Origin of the sequence: Pseudomonas sp. NPDC077408, from assembly GCF_050269105.1 — a bacterium.
Taxonomy (GTDB): Bacteria; Pseudomonadota; Gammaproteobacteria; order Pseudomonadales; family Pseudomonadaceae; genus Stutzerimonas.
On sequence record NZ_JBNNHS010000009.1, the window covers coordinates 1 to 19,074 of the forward strand.

At 61.6% G+C, this 19,074-nt stretch carries 12 protein-coding genes; 7 read left to right on the forward strand and 5 right to left on the reverse strand.

Going from position 1 to position 19,074, the window contains the following annotated elements:
• Positions 1 to 181 precede the first annotated feature (181 nt).
• Entirely contained in the window at positions 182 to 1,822 is a 1,641-nt protein-coding gene (locus ACQKEK_RS18715; protein ID WP_128121968.1) for a BCCT family transporter, read from the reverse strand.
• Positions 1,823 to 2,243: 421 nt separating this feature from the next.
• On the reverse strand, positions 2,244 to 3,242 hold the full coding sequence (locus ACQKEK_RS18720) for a TRAP transporter substrate-binding protein (RefSeq protein WP_499143435.1): 999 nt from the start codon (positions 3,240 to 3,242) through the stop codon (positions 2,244 to 2,246).
• A 361-nt stretch (positions 3,243 to 3,603) separates the two neighbouring features.
• Between ACQKEK_RS18720 and ACQKEK_RS18725 the strand changes: the two genes are divergently transcribed.
• From ACQKEK_RS18725 to ACQKEK_RS18735, 3 genes are all read left to right on the forward strand, one after another.
• Positions 3,604 to 4,560 carry an NAD(P)/FAD-dependent oxidoreductase gene (locus tag ACQKEK_RS18725; RefSeq protein WP_128121969.1) on the forward strand — a complete coding sequence of 319 codons (957 nt, stop codon included), beginning with the start codon at positions 3,604 to 3,606 and terminating at the stop codon, positions 4,558 to 4,560.
• A 184-nt stretch (positions 4,561 to 4,744) separates the two neighbouring features.
• The gene (locus ACQKEK_RS18730; protein ID WP_499143433.1) at positions 4,745 to 6,121 is read left to right on the forward strand and encodes an L-serine ammonia-lyase; all 1,377 of its coding nucleotides are present in this window, start codon (positions 4,745 to 4,747) and stop codon (positions 6,119 to 6,121) included.
• Between the two features lie 150 nt (positions 6,122 to 6,271).
• Positions 6,272 to 10,441 carry a CheR family methyltransferase gene (locus ACQKEK_RS18735; protein WP_499143431.1) on the forward strand — a complete coding sequence of 1,390 codons (4,170 nt, stop codon included), beginning with the start codon at positions 6,272 to 6,274 and terminating at the stop codon, positions 10,439 to 10,441.
• 504 nt (positions 10,442 to 10,945) lie between these two features.
• On the opposite strand, the gene ACQKEK_RS18740 is transcribed toward ACQKEK_RS18735, so the two are convergent.
• Positions 10,946 to 12,502 (reverse strand): sigma-54-dependent transcriptional regulator, encoded by a 1,557-nt coding sequence (locus ACQKEK_RS18740; RefSeq protein ID WP_241530283.1) that lies wholly within the window; start codon positions 12,500 to 12,502, stop codon positions 10,946 to 10,948.
• Between the two features lie 265 nt (positions 12,503 to 12,767).
• Between ACQKEK_RS18740 and phhA the strand changes: the two genes are divergently transcribed.
• From phhA to rimA, 4 genes are all read left to right on the forward strand, one after another.
• A complete protein-coding gene (gene phhA / locus ACQKEK_RS18745) occupies positions 12,768 to 13,553 on the forward strand; it encodes a phenylalanine 4-monooxygenase (protein WP_499143429.1) in 786 nt (261 codons plus the stop codon).
• A 265-nt stretch (positions 13,554 to 13,818) separates the two neighbouring features.
• Positions 13,819 to 14,175 carry a 4a-hydroxytetrahydrobiopterin dehydratase gene (locus ACQKEK_RS18750; protein WP_045430164.1) on the forward strand — a complete coding sequence of 119 codons (357 nt, stop codon included), beginning with the start codon at positions 13,819 to 13,821 and terminating at the stop codon, positions 14,173 to 14,175.
• The gene (locus ACQKEK_RS18755; protein WP_499143426.1) at positions 14,172 to 15,368 is read left to right on the forward strand and encodes an amino acid aminotransferase; all 1,197 of its coding nucleotides are present in this window, start codon (positions 14,172 to 14,174) and stop codon (positions 15,366 to 15,368) included. Before ACQKEK_RS18750 ends, ACQKEK_RS18755 begins: the two co-directional genes overlap by 4 nt.
• Before the next feature lie 272 nt (positions 15,369 to 15,640).
• Positions 15,641 to 16,465, forward strand: coding sequence for a S6 modification regulatory phosphodiesterase RimA (rimA, locus tag ACQKEK_RS18760; protein ID WP_499143424.1), 825 nt, complete (start codon positions 15,641 to 15,643; stop codon positions 16,463 to 16,465).
• A 7-nt stretch (positions 16,466 to 16,472) separates the two neighbouring features.
• On the opposite strand, the gene ACQKEK_RS18765 is transcribed toward rimA, so the two are convergent.
• Positions 16,473 to 17,156, reverse strand: coding sequence for a type 1 glutamine amidotransferase domain-containing protein (locus tag ACQKEK_RS18765; protein ID WP_499143422.1), 684 nt, complete (start codon positions 17,154 to 17,156; stop codon positions 16,473 to 16,475).
• A 1,081-nt stretch (positions 17,157 to 18,237) separates the two neighbouring features.
• A complete protein-coding gene (locus ACQKEK_RS18770) occupies positions 18,238 to 19,002 on the reverse strand; it encodes a methyl-accepting chemotaxis protein (RefSeq protein ID WP_499135198.1) in 765 nt (254 codons plus the stop codon).
• Between the last annotated feature and the right edge of the window lie 72 nt (positions 19,003 to 19,074).

Genomic DNA, 19,074 nt, shown 5'->3' on the forward strand with positions numbered 1-19,074 from the left:
GGCTGCGGCGCCGTGCGGCGGACACCGGCCCGGTTCCGGGCGCGGGGGGGGGCCCCGCGCCCCCCCCCCCCCGCCCCCGAGGCCCCCCCCCCCCGCCCCGCCCGCGCCCCCCCCCCCCCGGCCCCCCCCTTTTCGGATCACCTGCCAGGCGGCCGGGCCGCCTGAACATAGGCCTAAGCCACTACCGAGGCTCGCTCATCAGTCCCTTGACGATGGACACGCAGCCAACCAGCAAGACCACGGTAAATGGCAGGCCGGTGGATACCGCCATGGCCTGCAAGGCGACCAGACCGCCGCCGAGCAACAGTGAAGCAGCCACTACACCCTGCAACACAGCCCAGAATGCCCGCTGCGGTACCGGCGCGTTAATCTTGCCACCCGCTGTGATGGTATCGATCACCAACGACCCCGAGTCCGAGGAGGTGATAAAGAACACCACCACCAGCACAATGCCGACAAAGGAGCTGATTTCCGCCAGCGGCAATTGCCCGAGCATGACGAACAGTTTCAGCTCAAGCGCTGCATCCTGGACGCCGGTAAAGCCCTCGTTAACAAACTGACCCAACGCGGTGCCACCGAACGCGGTCATCCACAGTACCGATACCAGCGATGGCACCAGCAGGACGGCGATCAGGAATTCACGTACCGAGCGGCCACGGCTGACCCGGGCGATGAACATACCAACGAACGGCGACCAGCTGATCCACCAAGCCCAGTAGAACGCAGTCCAGCCTTGGCTGAAGTTGGCGTCAGCACGGCCTATCGGATTGGATAGCGCCGGCAGGTTGACCAGATAGCTACCAAGGTTGCTGAAGAAGCCGGTGAAGATCGCCAAGGTCGGGCCGACGATGATGATGAACAGCAGCAGCAGCAGTGCCAGCACCATGTTGAATTCCGACAGGCGCTTGACCCCCTTGTCCAGTCCCGCCAGCACAGACATCAGCGCGAGGGCAGTGATACCCGCGACCAGCAGCACCTTGCTGGTATCTGTATTGGGCATACCGAACAGAGATTCGAGGCCGGCCGCCGCTTGCTGAGCCCCAATGCCCAATGATGTAGCAAGGCCAAACAGGGTGGCAAATACCGCAAGAATGTCGATTAAATGACCCGGCCAGCCCCAGACCCGCTCACCAAGCAGCGGGTAAAAGATCGAGCGGATGCTCAGCGGCAAACCTTTGTTGAACGAGAACAGCGCCAGAGCCAACGCGACGACGGCGTAGATCGCCCAAGGGTGCAGGCCCCAATGGAAGATGGTGGCAGCCATACTCAGGCTAGCCGCAGCCTGTGCATCGCCAGCAGCGGCGCCCAGCGGTGCCCAGTCGGTACGTACGCCGTTCTCTACAGTGGTGCCGCCCATAGCCGTGGAGAAATGCGACATGGGTTCGGAAACGCCGTAGAACATCAGACCGATGCCCATGCCGGCGGCGAACAACATGGAGAACCACCCGGTATAGGAATAGTCCGGCTTCGCATCCATGCCGCCCAGGCGAACTTTACCCAGCGGTGAGAGGATGAGCCCCACGCACAACAGCACGAAAATGTTCGCCGACCCGATGAAGAACCACGCCAGATTGCCAGTCAGCCAGTCGCGCATGGCGGTAAACACCGGCTCGACTTCGCTGCGCAGGGCAAGGGTAACGATCACAAAGAGAACGATCGTCACTGCGGAGATGCTGAAAACCTTGCTGTGAACATCGAAAAACTTGCGTTTGATATTGTCCTGACCGATGACGTAGTCGGTATCGATCAGGTTGGCCGCCCCGGTCGGTGCGGGAATGCTTTCCACGGACGTTGCCGGGGTCTTTCCAGGATTGGTCGCCACCTGCTGTTCTCCTTATTCTGGGTTGGCACATCGGAAACAAGCACAAAGACGGCACGCCCCTCCGCTGCACAGCAGCTCGAGTACGCGCTTCGCAAGAATGCTAACAGCCGAAGGGTGGCGTTAAGCGGCCAAGACCGGCATTGACGATTCCATAACCGTCATCCGTCGGAGGCAAGCCTTGCCGTTGCCTGGCGGTTGAGGTAACGCCAGGTCGAAGTCCAGCCGACTCGCAACTGCCGTGGTCCCAGGCTCACATCGGGGTGACAGGCGGCCCGGCGCAGAAAGGGCTGGAAGCAATACCGTTTCGTCAGGGAGACCGCCGCGCCAGCGGTAATAACAGTGCGGGATGGAACGAGGGCGGGTGAAAGGAACGACAGCGCGCTCGCCGCCCCCGGATGGCGGCGAGCCGAGGGATTGGGGATCAGCGCTTGCGATTGACCGTCAATGCGGCGCGGATCACGTCGGCACCGATCTCGTTTTCGTAGGACTGCCACACCGGCATCATCTTTTCACGCCAGGCCTGGCGCTGCTCGGGCGTAATAGCGATCAGCTTGCTGCTGCCACTGGCGAGGATGCGGTCGCGGTCGCGCTGGTTCAGCGCAGCAGCTTCCCGATTCACCGCCTGGGTCACCTCGAGAATGATGCCCTCGAGTTCAGAGCGCACCGCGAAGGGCATGCTCATCCAGAACTTCGAGCTGGTCACCAGCATGTAATTGAGCACCCCGTGATTGCTCTCGGTGATGAACGGCTGGACCTTGTGCATGTTCTGGCTGGCGATGTTCGACCAGGGGTTTTCCGCGCCCTGAACCACGCCCGCCTGCAGCGACTTGTAGACCTCGGCGAAGGGCAGCACTACCGGCTTTGCACCTACCGCATTGAACTGAGCCTCCAGTACCGCTGAGGGCTGTATGCGAAACGCCAGGCCAGCGGCATCCCCCGGCAGACGCAGCGCCTGCGTGGCCGAGAGCTGCTTCAATCCGTTGTTCCAGTAGGCCAGGCCATAGATGCCTGAGTCAGCCATGGAGCGCAGCAGATCACGGCTCGTCTCACGCGACTGGAAGCGCTGGACGGCAGCTTCGTCGTCGAACAGAAACGGCAGGTCGAACACCTGCAGCTTCTTCGTGTACTTGCCGAACTTCGACAGGGACGGCGCAAGGATCTGCACCTCGTTGTTCAGCAGGGCCTGCATCTCGTCGGCATCGCCGACCAATGTCGAGTTTGGGTAGACCTCGACCTTCACCTTGCCGGCCAGACGCTCATGCACCAGCTTCTGAAACAGCAACGCGCCCTTGCCCTTGGGCGTGTCGTCGGCTACGACGTGAGCGAACTTGATGACGAAAGGCTCTCCTTCGGCCGCCATGACCGAAGCACTCACCCCATACAGGACCGCGACCAACGCAGCAACACAAGACTTGAACATCTGACCCCCAACGGGAATAGCCCGAATCAGCGCCTTGTGAGCACCGCTCGAGTGGTTTATCGACAACGACGAGACCTGACTCACGCAGCAGCGCGGTCGGTCCATTCTTCGGTTTGAGTGGCCAGATCATCTCGACTGCGGCGGTCGGCGCCTGGCCTTTATTGGAATACGGTTGGCGTTGAACCGGACACTGAACGTCCGCACCAACCGAGGCGGAAAGTCTTGGCTATCGTTCGTGATGGCACAAGCACCAGAATGTCCGACTAGCTCTCAAAACAGGACATCTCGCTCATCGGAACGACCGAACTTTCGATCCGCTGCCCTTTTCTACAGGCAACATCCTCAGCCGATCCGATCAGCCATGAACCAGCTTTCGACCCCCTCATCGCCGAACCCCACCGCGATCGACTGCCTGATTGTCGGAGGTGGGCCGGGCGGACTGACTGCAGCGCTCTATCTCGCACGCTTCCGCCGCAGCTGCATGGTCGTGGACGCCGGCTTCAGTCGCGCCTCGTGGATTCCACGATCGCACAACTACCCGGGCTTCCCGCCGGGCATCAACGGTAACGACCTACTGGCCCGCCTGCGCGAACAGGCCAAGGGGTATGGCGCGCGGCTCGAGCATGGCCGGGTCGAGCACATCGAGCCCCACGCCGACGGATTCAGCGCGCGCTATGGCGACGCCACCTGCGTGACCCGGCGGATCATCCTCGCCACTGGGATTGAGGACACCCTGCCGGACATGCCCGATGTCGAGCAGGCCATCGGCAATGGCCAGGTGCGGTTGTGCGCGATCTGCGATGGATATGAGGTCGATGGTGACAATGTCGCGGTCTACGGCGAGGCAGAAAATGCCATCAGCCATGCGGTGTTCCTGCGCACCTTCACCGATCGCGTGACGGTGGTGGTGCACGGCGAGCCCAATGCCTGCGACCAGGCCATCGCATTGGCCGACCACTATGGCATCCGGGTAATCAGCGACCGTGTGGAATCCCTGCACCCTTGCGACACCGGCATCGAGCTGCTGACCTGCCGTGGCGAGAGGCATCACTTCGACATTATCTATCCCAGCCTCGGTGCGCGTTTTCGCTCCGACCTGGCACTGCAGCTGGGCGTCGACTGTGACGAGTGCGGTGGGATCTGGGTGGACGACCACCTGCAAACCACCATGCGCGGCCTTTATGCCATCGGCGATGTGACCATGGGCCTGAAGCAGATGAGTGTTGCCATCGGCCAGGCGGCGCAGGCGGCGACGGCCGTGCATAACAGCCTCGAAGCCAACCCCTGGGGCGGCTCGCCCCTGGATACGGCGCGATAGCGAAGCGGCCAGCGGTTTCGGGCGATAGCGCCCTGCTCGAGCGCAACGAGCGCCTGCCCTGGGTGACAGCTTTTGCTTGGCGACGGCGCGAGCCGGACTGTGCGCAGCTTTGCCGTTTTTGTCAGCTTTCGCCAATGCCGGAAGGTCTAGGCTCTCTACATGCCTGTTCGTTTCGGAGCCTTTCATGTCACTCAGCGTATTCGACCTGTTCAAAATCGGTATCGGCCCGTCCAGCTCGCATACGGTGGGGCCGATGCGCGCCGCGTTACGTTTTGCCGAGGAGCTCAGACGTGACGACCTGCTGGCTGTCACCGAACACCTGAAGGTCGAGTTGTACGGCTCGCTCGGCGCTACCGGCAAAGGCCATGGCAGCGACAAGGCCGTTTTACTCGGACTCGAAGGCGAGCGACCCGAGGACGTCGATACCGACGCCATCCCCCCGCGCATGGCGGCGATGCGTGAATCACACGAGCTGCGCCTGCTGGGCGAAAAACTCATTCGCTTCGAGACCAGCAATGACCTGCAATTCATCCGCAAGCCATTGGCATTCCACCCCAACGGCATGATCTTCCGAGCCTTCGATGCGGCCGGGCTGCAGTTGCGCAGTCGCGAGTACTACTCGGTCGGCGGCGGCTTCGTGGTCGACGAGCAAGCCGCTGGCAACGACCGCATCGTCGAGGACCAGACTGTCCTGCCCTATCCCTTTCACAGCGCCGACGAACTGCTCGCGTTGTGCGACGAGCATGGCTTATCCATCAGCCAGCTGATGCTGGCGAACGAGGCCGCCTGGCGCCCGGGAGCGGAAACCCGCGCCGGCCTGCTGAAGATCTGGCGGGTGATGCAGGCCTGTGTGAAGGCAGGCTGCAACACCGAAGGGGTCATGCCCGGCGGCCTGAAGGTCCAGCGCCGCGCTGCCGGGCTGTATCGGCAACTCAACGAACACCCCGACGCCACTCTGCGCGATGCGCTGACAGTACTCGACTGGGTCGACCTGTACGCGCTGGCGGTCAACGAGGAAAACGCGGCCGGCGGCCGGGTGGTGACCGCCCCTACCAACGGCGCTGCTGGAATTGTCCCGGCGCTGCTGCACTACTACATGCGCTTCATCCGCGGCGCCAATGAAGACGGCGTGGTGCATTTTCTCCTGACAGCCGCCGCCATTGGCATCCTCTATAAGGAGAACGCCTCGATTTCCGGCGCCGAGGTCGGCTGTCAGGGCGAAGTGGGCGTGGCTTGTTCGATGGCGGCTGGCGCCCTCTGCGAAGTGCTCGGCGGCACGCCACAACAGGTCGAAAACGCCGCTGAAATCGGCATGGAGCACAACCTCGGGCTCACCTGCGACCCGGTGGGCGGATTGGTTCAGGTGCCCTGCATCGAGCGCAACGCCATGGGCTCGGTCAAGGCGATCAACGCGGCACGCATGGCGCTGCGCGGTAACGGCAAGCACTTCATCTCGCTGGACAAGGTAATCCGCACCATGCGCCAGACCGGCGCCGATATGAAGAGTAAGTACAAGGAAACCGCCCGCGGCGGCCTCGCGGTGAACATCATCGAGTGTTGACGTCTTTCTCAGACGGTAATCGGCCCCACTAACCTTTATCATCCGCCACGCAGCACAGCCGGTTGCTAAAGGAATCCACCCGCTGTCTCGCTGTCTCCTTCTATCTGCCAGTCGTGAAAGGCATATGGATTCACAAACGCCGAGGAATCGATGAGCAACAGCCCTGAGCCGTCCACGCCCAAGAACAGTAACCTGGCCCGAAGCACGCTAAGATTTCCTGTGGTCGGGATCGGTGCGTCGGCAGGCGGCCTGAAGGCATTGCTCACTTTTTTCGAAAACATGCCGAACGATTGCGGCATGGCGTTCGCGGTTGTCATGCACCTCTCACCCAAGCATGAAAGCAATGCCGACAAGATTCTGCAGAACGCCACCAAGATGCCCGTTTTGCAGATAACCGAACCCACCGCCATCGAGCGCAACCGTGTCTATGTCATTCCGCCGGCAATGGACCTGTCGATGAACGACGGCTATCTGCGCCTGCTGAAACCCGAGCGTGAACGCGGCCCCCAGGTCGCCATTGATCTGTTCTTTCGCGCCCTCGCCGATGTGCATCACAACCACGCCGTCGGTGTCGTGCTATCAGGCACGGGCTCGGATGGCTCGGTCGGGCTGTCGCGTATCAAGGAGCAGGGGGGCGTCACGCTGGCCCAGACCCCGGAGGACGCCGAATACGACTCGATGCCGCGCAGCGCCATCGAAACCGGTTTGGTCGATATCGTTCTGCCGGTGGTGGATATGCCGCAAAAGCTCGTAGAACTGCGCCATAACCTGGAAGTGCTACTGGAGCGGCAAGAGCCGATCATCTCGGCAGGCGATAGCGAGCAAGCCGGAGAGGCACAGGGCGAGGTCGAGTTTGCTCACGCTCATACCCAATCCAAACCCAACGAGCTGGCGCTACGCGAGATTCTCGCTGCACTGCGCGCCCGCACCGGCCACGATTTTCGACACTACAAGCAAGCCACGGTCCTGCGTCGCATCGAGCGACGGATGCAAGTCAATGCTCTGCGCGACATGCCCAGCTACGCCAAGCACCTGCAAAGCCACCCCGAAGAAACACCCGCCTTGCTGGCAGACATGCTGATTGGCGTGACCAATTTCTTCCGTGACCGCGAGGCCTTCGAAGCCCTGGAGCGCGACATCATCCCTGCGCTGTTCGAGCAGAAAAGAGATCTGGAAGACAGATCCTTGCGCGTCTGGGCAGCGGCGTGCTCCACCGGGGAGGAAGCCTATTCACTGGCCATGCTGCTGGCCGACCAGGCTGAAATCAGCGGTGCCAAGGGTGAAATCCAGTCCCAGGTGTTTGCCACCGATATCGATGACCGGGCGCTGGAAACCGCTCGCGCTGGCATCTACCCAGAAGCCATCGTGACAGATGTGCCGCCGGCGCGGCTGCGGCAGTACTTCGCCAAGGAGCAGAACCACTACCGCATGCAGAAAGCGCTACGGGAGCGAATCCTGTTCGCTCGGCACAACATTCTGCGCGATCCGCCGTTTTCCAGGCTCGACCTGATTTCCTGCCGCAACCTGATGATCTACCTGGATCGGGACATCCAGATCGAAGTGCTGCGCATGTTTCATTTCGCCTTGAACCCCGGCGGCTACCTGTTCCTCGGCAGTTCGGAAACTGCCGATGCCTGCAGCCAGTTATTCACGCCGGTGGACAAGAAGAACCGTATCTACCGCGCCAAGGAGGTATCGTCCTCACTGCGACGCACCTCTGCCGGGCCCTATCAGGGCTTTACCTTGAGCGCCCCCAGCCGTCCTCCATTCAGCGAACCGTCCAGGCGTAGCCGGAAATTCTCCTTTGCTGATGTGCATCAGCGCGCGCTTGAGCAGTACGCGCCGCCCAGCGTCATCGTCAACCACGACGCCGAGATCGTGCACATGTCCGACCGGGCCGGTAATTTCCTGCGCTATGTTGGCGGCGAGCCTTCGCTGAACCTGACCACACTGGTGCACCCACAATTGCGGCTCGAGCTACGCACCGCCCTGTACCAGGCAGCCCACACCGGCAAGAGCGTTGAAGCTCGGCGGGTCCGGCTGGAGCGCGACAGCCGCAGCTACTACGTGAACATGGTGGTTCGTCCGTTTCGGGATAACGAAGCGGGTAGCGACTACATGCTGGTGCTCTTCGATGAAGTCGAAGCCTGTATGGACAGCAGCACCCTCGAGGACCCGGACACCAAGGACAGCGTGCTGACCCAGCTGGAAGCCGAGTTGCAGCAGACCAAGGAAAGGCTGCAGGCCACCATGGAGCACTCGGAGACCTCCACTGAGGAACTACGCGCCTCCAACGAAGAGCTGCAGGCCATCAACGAAGAATTGCGCTCGGCCACTGAGGAGCTGGAAACCAGCAAGGAAGAGCTGCAGTCGATCAATGAAGAGTTGTCCACGGTCAACTTCGAGCTCAAAACCAAGGTCGACGAGACCAGCAAGATCAACGATGACCTGCAGAACCTGATCTCCTCAACGGACATCGCCACGGTCTTTGTCGACCGCAAGATGAGCATCAAGTGGTTCACCCCTCGCGCCCGGGACATCTTCAACGTCATCGGCAATGATGCGGGCCGATCGCTACTCGACATTACCCATCGCCTCGACTATCCGCAGCTGCATGCCGATGCAGCCAAGGCATTCGAGGAGCTTCATCTGGTCGAGCGCGAGATCGGGTCCAGAGACGACAATCGCTGGTATCTGGCGAGGTTCCTCCCCTACCGCACCTTGGACGACCGCATTCAGGGCGCCGTATTGACCTTCATCGATATCACCGACCGACGCCGCGCAGAAGAAGAGCTACGCGCCGGTGAAGCTCATTTGAAGATCCTGGCACAGAGCACCAAGGGCTACGCCATCATCACGCTGGATTGCGATGGCTACATCACGACCTGGAACACCGGTGCCGAACACATCTTCGGCTACGCAGAGAAGGAAGCCATCGGCCAGCATGTCGAAATGATCTACAACGACGACGACCGCAAGGCCGGCGTGCCGGAAGCCGAACGCAAGCGTGCGCAGCAGCATGGCCAGGCCACCGACGAACGCTGGCATGTGCGCAAAGATGGTTCGGCGTGCTACTTCAGCGGCCTGGTCAATCCGCTGGTCGGCAGCGATGGCAAAGTCACGGGCTTTGCCAAGATCGCCCGCGACCTGACCGAGGACCGCCAACGCGATGCCGAGCAACAGAGCGAACTGGCGAGCATCCAGGCCGCCAACATGCAGAAGGATCAGTTCTTCGCCGTGCTTTCGCATGAGCTCAAGCATCCGCTGAACCTGATCCAGCTCAACACCGACCTGATAGCGCGATCCCAGGCCGCCAAGAATTCCGCGAACCTGCGCAAGGCCACCCAGTCGATCCAGAACGCCGTTCGCAGCCAGTCGAGGATCATCGACGACCTGATGGACGTCTCGCGGATTCGTACCGGCAAGTTGAAACTGCAATTCTCTACGTTGCAGTTTCAGGAAGTGCTGCGCGGTATCGAGGCGGTTTTTGATCCGCTGGCCCAAGCCGAAAATGTCACATTCGAGACGTTCAAGCCCGAGCAGCCGATTTACATTCGTGCGGACCCGACGCGCCTGGACCAGGTCATTTGGAATCTGTTGAACAACGCCTGGAAATTCACCAAGGGCGGCGAGCGTATCTGCCTTCAACTCGAGCGCGAAGGCGACCAGGCCCGGCTGGACGTCATCGATACGGGAGAAGGGATATCAGCCGACTTCCTGCCCAAGGTGTTCGACATGTTCGGCCAAGCTGAGATGCAGCATGCACAGCGCTCCAAACACGGATTGGGCATCGGGCTCGCCTTGGTCAAGCAGCTGATCGAGGCCCATAACGGTCGTATTGAAGCCTTCTCCGAAGGCCTTGGCCGGGGTGCGCGATTCAGCATCTGGCTGCCGATTCACCTGCAAACCGAAATCGAACTGGGTGACCTGGCCAACGGGGAAGCGGGTGGGCTATCCGGCATCAAGATCCTGCTGGTGGACGACTCGCCCGAGATTCTCGAAACCATGTGCGAATTGCTGGAAAGCGAAGGCGCCATCGTAACCACGGCTAACGGCGGCGCGCAGGGTATCGCGCTGGCTGAGCAGTCGGCTTTCGACGTAATCGTTTCCGATATTGGTATGCCGGGGATCGACGGCCACAAGATGATGGCCTCGATTCGCGCCAAAGGCGTTAACAGCAACACCCCAAGCATCGCCCTGACCGGCTACGGCACACTGCGCGACGTGGAAACAGCCAAGGCCGCCGGCTTTAACCTGCACTTGCGAAAGCCGATCGACCTGCAAGCATTGATCGACGCGGTGACGCAAGCCGTGCATTAGCCCAAACGCGCATCTGCTTGCTCAGCTTGCTGGCGATCGGTGCGTAAAACGCAACACCTCTGCGGCGCCCACCTCTGATCGCCAGCAAGCTGGCTCCTACAGGTGCGGGCTACCGCGGTCGCCGGGAGCCGTGGCGATGCACAAGTGATCACCCACGGCAGGATTAAAATCATCGCGCGAGCAAGATCTCGCTTTTCGTAGGAGCCAGCTTGCTGGCGACCCGTGCGTCAAACGCAACACCTCTGCGGCGCCCACCTCTGATCGCCAGCAAGCTGGCTCCTACAGGTGCGTGCTACCGCGGTCTGGCGATGCACAAGTGATCACCCACGGCAGGATTAAAATCATCGCGCGAGCAAGATCTCGCTTTCCGTAGGAGCCAGCTTGCTGGCGATCCGCTGCGTCAAATGCAACACCTCTGCGGCGCCCACCTCTGATCGCCAGCAAGCTGGCTCCTACAGGTGCATGCTGCGTTGTGGTCGGTGGCCGCCTTATTGATGCAAACAATCAGCCTTCCTTGCCGATCCCGTGCTCACGTAGCTTGTTGGCGATGGTGGTGTGCGAGACCCCTAGCCGCTTGCCCAAGAGCCGGCTGCTGGGATGGCGCTGATACAGCTCCTGCAACACCGCTTTTTCGAAGCGTCCGACGATATTGCCCAGATCGCCCTCCAGCGAAAAATCGCCCAGCGGTGCCGGCGTCCCGTAATCGGGCAGCCTGATGTGCTCAGGCTTGATCACTCCGCCCTCGCACAGCGAAACCGCCTGGAACAGCGTGTTCTCCAGCTGCCTGACGTTGCCCGGCCAGTGATAGCCGGCCAATCGCTCGAGGGCTGTCGGCGAGAGGCTCGGCAAGGCGCAGCCGATCTGCCGGCTGGCCTGGTCGAGAAAGTGCAGCGCCAGCGGCTCCAGCCCGTCCAGGCATTCACGCAGCGGCGGAATGTGCAGCGACAGCACGTTGAGGCGGTGATACAGATCCTGGCGAAATTCGCCCTTGGCGCAGAGTTCGGACAGATCCAGCTGCGTCGCGCAGATTACCCGCACATCCAGGTAGACCTCCTCGTCGCTGCCGACCCGACGAAAACAGCCATCCTGCAGAAATCGCACAAGTTTGGCTTGCAGCCGTGTACTCATCTCCCCCACGCCATCGAGAAACAGCGTGCCGCCGGAGGTCAGCTCGAGCAGGCCGAGCTTGCCTTCAGGCCGAGCGCCTTCGAAAGCGCCGGGGCCGTAGCCGAACAGCTCCGTCTCGGCCATGGATTCCGGTAGGCCCGCGCAGTTGAGCGCCATGAACGGGGATTGCCCGCGCGGGCTGGACAGGTGACAGGCGCGCGCGAGCAATTCCTTACCAGTACCGGTCTCGCCTTCGATCAGCAGCGGTGCATCCAGCGGGGCCATCCGTCGCGCCTCGCGGACCACGGCGGCCATCACTTTCGAGCTCTGGAAGATGCTGTCGAAGCCGCGCAGCTCCTGCTTGCGCACGTTGTAGATACGCTCGCCCACACGGTCGGCGCGATGCAGCGTCAGCACCGCGCCGGCCAGGGCTTCGCTGTCATCGTGCTCCGACTGCAAGGGCGCGATGTCTGCAAGAAAGATGTCGCCCTTGATGGTCACGCGCAGACCATTGATCCGCGCCTTATTGGCGCGCACCAACTCCGGCAGGTCGAAATCATCGGCGTAGCGCGACAGGCTCATGCCCGGCACCTCATCCACGCGAACCCCGAGCAACTGCGCCGCGGAACGGTTGGCCGCGACGATGGCGCCCGCCATATCGATGGACAGCACCGGAAATTCCAGCGCGCCGAGCAGCGCATTGAGCTCCAGCGAATGCCGCTCGCTGGGCATCAGCCCGACCTTGCGGACCTCGAACACGCCTTGCAGCGCCTCGATCTTCGGTCGCAGCGCCTGTAGCTGCAGGTTCATCAGGTTGGGGCAATGCAGGTAAACGGCGTTACCGTGCTCGCCACCCACTTCGCCACGCGCCACGTTGATGCCGTAGGCGACCAGCAGTTCGAGCATGTCACGGAGGATGCCAATGCGGTTCTGGCAGTGAATCTTGATACGCATGCAAGAGTGCCTTTGGCTTGTTGTTTTGAGCGGCGCCGGGTTTTCTGCGGATCGCCGTTGATTTTCGTCAAGATTATTTGACAGAAGGGAAGCCGAGCAAGCCGATTTTTGTGCAAGCGCGCCACTTCGTAATTATTTCGTTACACACATCAGAGGCAGACTGTCACAGGGCGGCCTCTTCCGGGTCGCCAGAGAAGGCTGAACGCGATCAGATGAGGCATCCATAAAAACAAGACTCAGGCGGCCGCCCCGCTCAGGAGGTCAGATGAAAGCCACTAAATACGTTGCCCGCGAACCGGATGCGCAAGGTCACATCCACTACCCGGACAGTGAACATGCGGTTTGGCAAACGCTGATCGAACGCCAGCTGAAACTGCTCGACGGCCGCGCTTGCCAGGAATACCTGGACGGCATCGAGCAGCTTGCCCTGCCCCACGACCGCATCCCCCAGCTGGGCGAAATCAACCGCGTGCTGGATGCGACCACCGGCTGGCAGGTGGCGCGGGTTCCAGCGCTGATTCCGTTCCAGACCTTTTTCGAGCTGCTGGCGAGCAAACGCTTTCCGGTAGCCACCTTTATCCGCACACCGGAAGAGCTGGACTACCTGCAGGAACCCGACATCTTCCACGAGATATTCGGTCACTGCCCGTTGCTGACCAACCCCTGGTTTGCCGAGTTCACCCACACCTACGGCCAGCTCGGTCTCAAGGCCAGCAAGGAAGAACGCGTCTACCTGGCGCGGCTGTACTGGATGACCATTGAGTTCGGCCTGGTGGATACCTCCGCAGGCCAACGCATCTATGGTGGCGGCATCCTCTCCTCGCCGAAGGAAACGCTTTACAGCCTTTCCGACGAGCCCGAGCGCCAGGCGTTTGATGTTGTCGAAGCGATGCGCACCCCTTATCGCATCGACATCCTGCAGCCGGTGTACTTCGTTCTGCCCGAGCTCAAACGACTGTTCGATGTGGCCCATGAAGACATCATGGCGCACGTACGCACCGCCATGCAGCTGGGCCTGCACCAGCCAAAGTTTCCGCCGAAAGCGGCGTAGGGTGGAAAACTGCGAAGCATTTTCCACGCGTTGGTTTCGTCCCCAACGACGTCTCCCGGCGGCGCGGGTTGTTTCGGCCGTTTGGTGGATGAGCCTCTGGCGTTATCCACCCTACGTTGCTCGGCAACGCGGCGGACCGAACCCGACGCATGGACAAGCCTGCGGCGCTGTCCACCCTACGCTGCTTAACTGATAAAACCCACCACGTAGGGTGGGCTTTAGCCCACCGATCCACTCAACCAACCGATCACACAAGGACCCAACCATGACCGCCCTCACCCAAGCCCACTGCGAAGCCTGCCGCGCCGACGCACCCAAGGTCTCCGATGACGAACTGGCCGAGCTGATCAAGCAGATTCCGGACTGGAACATCGAGACCCGTGACGGCCACATGGAGCTGGAGAAGGTTTTCCTGTTCAAGAACTTCCGCCACGCCCTGGCCTTCACCAACGCCGTTGGCGAGATCGCCGAAGCCGAGGGTCATCATCCGGGCCTGCTCACCGAATGGGGCAAGGTCACCGTGACCTGGTGGAGCCACTCGATCAAAGGGCTGCACCGCAACGACTTCATCATGGCCGCACGTACCGACGAGGTCGCGAAAACCGCCGAGGGCCGAAAGTGAAACACTTCGCTGATGTCGCGCGGGTTCCCGGCGATCCGATACTCGGCCTGCTGGACGCCTATCGCGCCGATCCCAATCCGGCCAAGCTCGACTTGGGCGTTGGCGTGTACAAGGACGCCCTGGGCCTGACGCCGATCCCCAAAGCCGTGAAGCTCGCCGAGCAGCGGCTGATCGACAGTGAGCAGACCAAAAGCTACATCGGCGGGCATGGTGATTCGCTGTTCGGCGAACAGCTGTTGCGTCTGGTGCTCGGCGAAGCTTCGCCAGCGCTGGTCGAAAACCGCGCCGGCTGCACCCAGACACCGGGCGGCACCGGCGCCCTGCGGCTGGTGGGCGAGTTCATCGCCAAGTGCCTACCGGGGCGCAGCCTCTGGCTCAGCGATCCAACCTGGCCGATCCACGAAACCCTGTTCGCCGCTGCCCGCTTGAAGGTCGAGCATTACCCCTATGTCGATGCGCAGAACCGCCTCGACGTGCCGAGTATGCTCGCCGCGCTGGAGCAGATTCCCAGCGGCGACGTGGTGCTGCTGCATGCTTGCTGCCACAACCCCACGGGCTACGACCTGAGTCAGAGCGACTGGCGCCAGGTGCTGGAGATCGTGCGTCGCCGCGAGCTGTTGCCATTGTTCGACTTCGCCTACCAGGGCTTCGGCGATGGACTGGACGAGGACGCCTGGGCGGTACGGCTGTTCGTCGAAGCGCTGCCGGAAGTGCTGATCACCAGTTCCTGCTCGAAGAACTTCGGCCTCTATCGCGAACGGACCGGCGCGCTGATTGCGGTCACGGTAGACGGCAGTTCCCTGATCGACGTAAGCAGCCAGTTTGCCTCGGTGGCGCGCAATCTCTGGTCAACCCCACCGTCCCACGGCGCTGCGGTGGTCGCGACGATTCTGGCCAACAGCGAACTACGCCAGCTCTGGCAGCAAGAGGTTGCAGCCAAGCGCGAGCGCATCGCCGGGCTTCGTCAGGGTCTGGTGGAGGCGCTGGCGCCGCACGGCCTCGCCGAGCGCTTCGCGCACATTGCGCAGCAACGCGGAATGTTCTCCTACACGGGCCTCACCGCCGACCAGGTGCTGCGCCTGCGGCGTGACGATTCGGTGTATTTGGTGGAAAGCGGACGGGCGAATATCGCCGGGCTGGATGCCGCACGGCTCGATCAATTGGCGGCCGCGATCGCCCGCGTCACGGCATAAGCCGCCGCGGCGAAGCACAGGAGGCCGGCTGTCATGCCGGCCTTTTTTATTCCTGCCGAAACGGATGGCCCCGCCACGACGACGAAGCTCACTATGGAAAGAGGAACTCGACTTAATTCTTAATGTCGTAGCATTTGGCCACCACTCTTAAGTTTCTGTCCTACTATGACGCCTGGTCATTCTTGTGGAATGGTCGTCTGGTGACGAACGGACTCCAGTCTCGGCCAGATTAGCCGCTATCTTTCAGCAACAGGTTTCGAGCGAGTTCGCCCATGATTCAAAGCAACACAGACGGTAACCCTGCCCCATCGGAATACAGCTGCCATTCGGCCAGCGACCACGGCGCCTGCCCCAGCTGCGCCAGCGGCGAGCGCCTCGGGTTTGGCTTCAGTTACGCCTATCAACCGATTGTGGACATTGCCAAGCGCGAGATTTTTGCGCACGAAGCGCTCGTGCGCGGCGTCAATGGCGAGCCGGCCCCCAGCGTGCTGGCGCAAGTCACCGAGGAGAACCGCTTTCGCTTCGATCAGGCCTGCCGGGTTAAAGCCATCAAGACCGCCGCCAAGCTGAACATGCAGAGCCGGCTGTCGATCAACTTCATGCCCAACGCCATCTACCGGCCGGAACTGTGCATCCGGACGACGCTGGAAGCTGCCCGGGCGCACGATTTCCCCATCGAGCGCATCATTTTCGAAACCGTCGAAGGCGAGCGGGTCAGCGATGCGAAGTGGCTGACCGAGGTTTTTCGAGAGTACCAGCGCATCGGCTTTCTCACGGCCATTGACGACTTCGGCGCCGGCTATGCAGGGCTCAACCTGCTTGCCGACTTCCAGCCCGACCTCATCAAGCTGGACATGGATCTGATCCGAAGCATCGACCAGAGCCGCTCGCGCCAGGCCATCGTCCGCGGCACGGTGGGCATTTGCAACGAGCTGGGTATCCAGGTGATCGCTGAGGGCGTGGAAACGCCGGATGAATGCAAGGCTTTGCGCGACCTGGGCATCAGCCTGATGCAGGGCTATCTGTTCAGCAAACCACTGTTCGAGAGCTGCAGCCACGCCGATTCCCTGGCGTGGCCGGGCGGACTGTCGAGCTGAGCCCGGTTCAGCCGGCCTTCAACAGTTTAAGCAACTCGCGTGCGGCCTCTTCCGAGGACGCCGGGTTCTGGCCTGTGACAAGCAGGCCATCGACCAGCACATAGGACGACCAGTCCGGCCCCTTGCTGTAGTCGCCACCGATCTCCTTTAGCTTGTCTTCCAGCAGGAAGGGCACCAGCTCAGTGAGCTGTACCCCCTCCTCCTCGGTATTGGTAAAGCCGGTGACGCGCTTGCCTTTAACCAAGTATTCACCGTCCACGCCGCGCACCTGTACCAGCGCGGCAGGCGCATGGCAGACCGCCGCTACGGGCTTGCGTGCCTTGATGAAGGATTCGATAAGGGCGATGGACGTCGCATTGCCCGTCAGGTCCCACATCGGGCCATGACCGCCGGGATAGAAGACCGTATCGAAGTCCGCTGCCGATACCTCGTCCAGCTTGTGCGTGTTGGCAAGCAGCGCTTGGGACTCGGCATCGTTCTTGAAGCGCTGGGTCATCTCGGTCTGGGCGTCCGGCGCATCGCTTTTCGGATCCAGCGGCGGCTGACCACCCTTGGGTGAGGCGAGGACGATTTCAGCGCCAGCGTCCTTGAAGACGTAGTAAGGGGCGGCGAATTCTTCGAGCCAGAAGCCGGTGGGTTTGCCGGTGTCGCCGAGCTTGTCGTGGGATGTGAGCACAATGAGAACTTTCATGGGGTCTCCTTTGATTGGGGGCCCGAATGCAGGCCCTTGATTCATCTCGACCATGGGGGTGGGGAATGGGTCAATGCCGTTGTGTTGCGCACGGTGATGGGCAGCGCAGCACGCACTTTTGGGGCCGCCCCAAGTTCCGCCCCCGAGCCCACGGACTGTTTGAGCTTGGGTTAGCTGCGTATGACCCGGTTTCCAAGGTCAGCCGAGGCATTGGTTTCGCCCTGCTGGGCGAGTCCCTTTTGGCAATTGCCCCAAAAGGAACCAAAAGGTCTTGCACCTGCATCCGGGTCTCGCTGAGCTCGACTTCCCTCATTCCATCGCTACTCCGAGGGTCGCCGCGCAAGGGCCATCCATGGCCCTTCACGGCTCTCGCGGCATCCATGCCGCTCGCCCCTCTACGCAGCAATTCCATTCGGCCTCCTGAAAGGGGCGTTCGGCATCGTCTGATAGTCTGTTCATCAGCAAAAAGGCAAAGTCTATATTTGTTACGTTGAGAGTTGCCAAGCGACTAGATCTCGCCTCCCTTTAGCTTCGTAGGGTGGAAAACTGCGAAGCATTTTCCACAGCGCTCGGTACCACGATTGATAACGGACCTTGCCCACCAAAAGCTGTGGGTAAGCTTCGCGTTACCCACCCTACATATAGCCGCTAAAACCGCCTCGTTGCACGCCCCAACAGACACCACGAATCGCCCCTTTCAGGAGGCCGAGCGCAGGTGGCGTGGAAGGGGTTGAGCGGCATGGATGCCGCGAGAGCGGCGTTGGGTCGGGGCCGCCATCGGCATGGATGGCCCGTCGCCGCGCGCCCCTGGAGCGACACCGGAGCGAGGGAACCCCGGCGCAGCCGGGGCCGGATGCAGGGGCAAGCGTTTTTGCTTACTTTTTTGGTAATTGAAAAAAGTGAGTCGCCCAGCAGGGCGAAACCTGAGGTTAGGGGCCTACGACAGGGCGGCGCCGTACCAAGATGAGCGCGCCGCGACCACCCGATCAAGCCTAGGCGTCTCCCTTCGCTTCTACATAAGTGGCGGATACAGACGGGCACAAAAAAGGGCGCCGAAGCGCCCTTCTCACCCAACACCAGATCAGATCCTGAAGCTCCCCACCAGTTGCTTCAGCCGCGCAGCCTGCTGCTCAAGATCTCCACAGGCCCGAAGGGTGGATTGCAGGTTCTCGACCCCCTCCTGGTTCAGCGTGTTGATCTCCGTGATGTCCATGTTCAGCGACTCGATCACTGAGGTCTGTTCTTCGGTGGCGGTCGCGACCGACTGGTTCATCGCATCAATCTCGCCGATGGCGAGGGTCACGCTGCCCAGGCGCTCACCGGCCTGGTTGGCGATGCCGACGCTCGATTCGCTCTGACGCTGACTCTCGGTCATGGTGCTGACCGAATCACGCGCTCCAACCTGTAGCTTCTCGATCATGCCGTGGATTTCCTGCGCCGAGGTCTGGGTGCGATGCGCCAGGCTGCGCACCTCATCAGCCACCACCGCAAAGCCGCGCCCGGCTTCACCGGCACGCGCCGCCTCGATGGCTGCGTTGAGCGCCAGCAGGTTGGTCTGCTCGGAAATACCCTTGATCACGTCGAGAATCTGACCGATGCCAACCGTCTGGGTGTTCAACGCCTCGATCTGTTGGCAGGACGCGCTGATGTTGCTCGACAACCGCTTCATGGCCTCGATGTTCTGCTCGACCACCTTGCGACCGTCTTCGGCCTGATGGCTGGCACCGCTGGCCTGCTGCGAAGCGTCGGCCGCATTGCGGGCGATCTCCTGCGCGGCGGCGCCGAGTTCATTGATCGCCGCTGCGACGCTGTTGGTGCGGCTGGCTTGCTCGTCGGAATTGAGCATCGACGAATTGGAGGCGGCCAGTACACGTTGCGCCACTTCGTTGACCTGCTCGGTAGCCGAGGCCACGTCGCG